Consider the following 3,658-nt stretch of genomic DNA (forward strand, 5'->3'; position numbering starts at 1 on the left):
CGCCTCACCGTGACGCTTTCATGAATCAGGCGGTCAATCTGAGCAGCAGCGCTCTTTGCCCGCAGCTCCTGAATCAGACGAATTACACCGCTAATTAGGATCATGGAAAAGATGATAATGGCGGTGGTGGCATTTCTCGCAAAATTGGAGGCTACGAAAACATCCGTAACGAGAGAAACAATGCCCAGAACAAAAAGAATCACATTAAACGGGTTAATAAATGCCCGTCGCAATCGTTGCATCGTCGTATCGTTTTTTCGCTCAGTGAAGCCGTTCACTCCATATTTCTCGCGCATCGCCTCGATTTGCTCAATGGGTAGACCATCCGGAGATGCGCCAATGTCTCGATATATTTCTGATGCCTCACGGTAAGCGTATTTTTTGATACGACTGTCAAATAGTGTTGCTTTTGACACGAGACATTCCCTCCTTTATAAGTATAAGTAAGTATATTTTAACATAGTGCCATGAAAATGCTATGTTTATATTCTTGCTTTTTTCTTGCAATTTACTTTGATGCAGCATTTTTCAGCTCGATCAAATCTGTCTCGTCAGGGTGAGAAAAAGCCTTATCAAAGTTTTCAATCATTCCTTCTAAATTGGGAGCATGAATGGGCGCGGAGAGCATTTTCTCATAGCGCTCTCGCACAGACATAGGCATTTTCCCCTGACACATATGAGTGCAGACAATGGTGTTGCTACTGTTTAGTTTGTGTAGAGTGTTTTTCAGTATTTTTTCAAAATAGGCAGCTTCTCCTCCAAAACCAGCGGCACCAAAGAGGAATACTTCCTTGCCTTGCATCTTTACAAGAAACGCAGCCGCAGTGTCGTCACAGGCTCCTTTGTCTGTCCAGAATCCAACATCCAAACGCTCTGCGGACAGTGCCGCATCAGCAGGGATTTCAAGGTAAAAGCAATCAGTCTGCGGCCAATCGCATATTTCATTTTCAACTTCCTCTCTATATAGATAGATTCCACTTCGTTATAGGCACCCTTATTGAATTTGTATGAAATCAGCTTTTCATGGCATTTTACCTTCAGGATCTATAATTTGCAAGTAATGTAAGCGCAGGTACGATATCTTTAACTATGGGAAACTCCTTTCTGCTATTGGCTGAAATATATAAACGTAAATATACGCTTATACCATTTTTAAAAAGGGAAAGGCATTAAAAAGCCCGCACAAACCATATAGTTTGTGCGAGCTAAATTAGTGGCATTTTTAGTTACAGAAATCTTTTTTCTTTACTTTTTCTTCTAAATCAAGAATTTTAGCATGAATGGGATGTATTGTTTTTTTTGAACTCAGTATCACTTTTACCCGTAGGGTCATCTAGTCCCGAATTTTCTCTGTATTTGCATGGAATGAGAGGACAGTTCACATTATGATTTTGTCAAGATTAGTTGACACATTTTCCACAAGGATTCTGTACCTATGCAGCTTCCATCGTACGTTCACTTGGTATATCAATATTTTCAGGCTGTTTAAGGATCAACGCCTGATACATACGAATCCGCCCCTAGGTGTCATTACATTCGTCTTCCGCATGGATCTCCATCATAACATCTGCCAGAGGCTGATACTTCCAAGGACGGTCTTTATTAACAAGATATTGATAAAATCCCTGTCTGCTGACATGCAGCATCCTGCAATAAAAAGCGATTTCTCCTTTCAATCCGCCGTCTTTTTTTGAAAAAGCAATCAACTTCATTCTTTCGTTTTTGCTGACTTCAGACGGCTCGCGGCGAAAAAAGCACTGGCTTTCTCCAAAAAGTCATTTTCTTTCTTTAAGCGGCGGATTTCTTTGTCCTGTTCCTTAACCTGCTGACGGAGCCGGATGAGCTCTTCGTTAAGCGTCATAGCGCTTTGAGGGGTCTGTGAGCCTGCTCCAAGATCGAGATTGCCGAGACGGTTGGCCCTCATCCAGCCATACATTGTATTCTTGGGGATCCCTAGCTCTTTGGCAGCTTTCGCTTGTCCAATTTCTTTTGGGAGTTTGACTGCCTGTACTTTGTACTCGTGATCATATTGCCTATTTTCTGCCATTTTTGTCCACTCCTTATTCTTTTATTTATATACCAAATCCTTGAGAATGGAGTGTCAACTTTATTTATACAATATCATTTTGACCATGTGGTTTAGTTTTACGATGTCAGAGATCCGGGGTTTGACGAAGTCAAAATCCATCTATAAGGGCTATATCACCATTAGGGAGGTAGTCGTATCCCTGGACCGGGAAGATGTCCGTAAAACGGATGCAAAGGAGGAAACTAGTCTCCGGAGGCATAAAATGCCACCCTATATTAAAAAATTAGTGGATGAAGTTCACGGAGATATCCTTGTATCATTAAGTGCCAGGGCACTTTCCTCCCGCTTTGCTTATATGATACAAAAAAGTGGGCTACCAAAGATCACGTTCCATGGACTGCGGCATATCAATGCATCTGTCATGCATCTACTTGGTATTCCAGAAAAATACTTTTTGGAGAGAGGGGGATGGAAAACAGATAAGGTTATGAAGAAGGTGTACAGACATACATTTTCAAAAAACCGCCAGGAAGCGGACACCAAAGTGGATACTTTTTTTGAAGCTCAGATTGCAAATTTGAACTCCATGGATGACGCCGTATAGTAAAAGTATCACACGAAATATCACTCAAAACTTTTGGACATAGAAAAAACCGCGTAAATACGCGGTTTCCAAAATGCACCAGGCAGGAGTCGAACCTGCGACCAACAACTTCGGAGGCTGTCACTCTATCCACTGAGTTACTGATGCAAAGCGGTAATTTAAATGTCCGTGTTATATATTACAACAATTCAAGATTATTTGCAATCATATTTTTCAAATTTCAGGACATTTTCGCCGATTATCTGCCGGCAGAAAGAAGAAATCATTCCGGAATGATTTCTCTATCCTGCAGACATTATATCCATTTCTATATGATTGTAGAGAGGCATTCTAAGAGCCGAACGGGAATCATATAGAAAATGTCACAGATATTGTTCCAGGTCCTGAATATCATTCGTATACTTCTTTGCCGATTCTCTCGATATAGTACCTTCCGCCACCAGTCTTGAAAGATCCCGGTTCAGCGTGTGCATTCCATGTGCCATTCCGGACTGCATGATCGTATTCAGCTGATGACATTTATTTTCCCGGATCAGATTCAGCGCCGCGTCTGTGCCGATCAGCACTTCCGTCGCGGCGATTCTCTCCATCCCGCTCAGTGTCGGGATCAGACACTGGGTCACAACTCCGGCCAGCACTCCAGCAAGCTGTGTCCGTATCTGGCTCTGACTTTCTCCGGGACAGGCATCGATGATCTTGTCGATAGTCTGAGCAGCCCCTGTAGTGTGAAGAGTCGACATAACCAGATGTCCGGTCTCTGCCGCTGTCAGAGCCGCTGAGATCGTCTCGTAATCCCTCATTTCTCCTACCAGAATCACATCCGGGTCCTCTCTCAGAGAAGATCTGAGCGCAGAGGCAAAATCCTTCACATCAACACCGGTCTCTCTCTGATGAATAATTGATTTTTGCCTGTCATAGACATATTCGATCGGGTCCTCAATCGTTATGATATGCTCCGCCCGGCTGTTGTTGATATAGTCGATCATAGCTGCCAGTGTGGTAGACTTTCCGCTTCCCGTGGGACC

At 43.0% G+C, this 3,658-nt stretch carries 5 protein-coding genes, 1 tRNA gene and 1 pseudogene; 1 reads left to right on the forward strand and 6 read right to left on the reverse strand.

Annotated elements, in window-relative coordinates; genetic code table 11:
* The 4 genes and pseudogenes from QVP35_RS02565 to QVP35_RS02585 form a co-directional block, all read right to left on the reverse strand.
* Positions 1-416 (reverse strand): cation-transporting P-type ATPase (locus tag QVP35_RS02565; protein ID WP_288187736.1); only part of this gene is annotated, 416 nt, incomplete at its 3' end.
* Between the two features lie 92 nt (positions 417-508).
* Positions 509-973, reverse strand: a complete 465-nt coding sequence (gene bilS / locus QVP35_RS02570) for a flavodoxin family protein BilS (protein ID WP_320055133.1) — start codon at positions 971-973, stop codon at positions 509-511.
* Positions 974-1,445: 472 nt separating this feature from the next.
* A pseudogene (locus tag QVP35_RS02580) lies at positions 1,446-1,712 on the reverse strand (IS3 family transposase); the annotation flags it as partial.
* Positions 1,709-2,047 (reverse strand): transposase, encoded by a 339-nt coding sequence (locus tag QVP35_RS02585; protein ID WP_006566792.1) that lies wholly within the window; start codon positions 2,045-2,047, stop codon positions 1,709-1,711. The gene QVP35_RS02585 and the pseudogene QVP35_RS02580, both read right to left, overlap by 4 nt.
* Positions 2,048-2,168: 121 nt before the next feature.
* Here QVP35_RS02585 and QVP35_RS02590 point away from each other — a divergent pair, with 121 nt between their 5' ends.
* On the forward strand, positions 2,169-2,633 hold the full coding sequence (locus tag QVP35_RS02590) for a hypothetical protein (RefSeq protein WP_147342250.1): 465 nt from the start codon (positions 2,169-2,171) through the stop codon (positions 2,631-2,633).
* A gap of 74 nt (positions 2,634-2,707) precedes the next feature.
* Here QVP35_RS02590 and QVP35_RS02595 read toward each other — a convergent pair.
* Positions 2,708-2,780, reverse strand: a tRNA-Arg gene (locus tag QVP35_RS02595).
* 215 nt (positions 2,781-2,995) lie between these two features.
* On the reverse strand, positions 2,996-3,658 hold a 663-nt coding region (locus QVP35_RS02600; RefSeq protein ID WP_288187737.1), incomplete at its 5' end, for a type IV pilus twitching motility protein PilT.

Source organism: Anaerostipes sp. CAG:276, from assembly GCF_000432215.1.
Classification (GTDB): Bacteria; Bacillota; Clostridia; order Lachnospirales; family Lachnospiraceae; genus Anaerostipes; species Anaerostipes caccae.

What these genes read in the sequence shown, in the direction of transcription:
- QVP35_RS02585 (WP_006566792.1), bottom strand. Translation starts at nt 2,047, where the DNA reads ATGGCAGAAAATAGGCAATATGATCACGAGTACAAAGTACAGGCAGTC.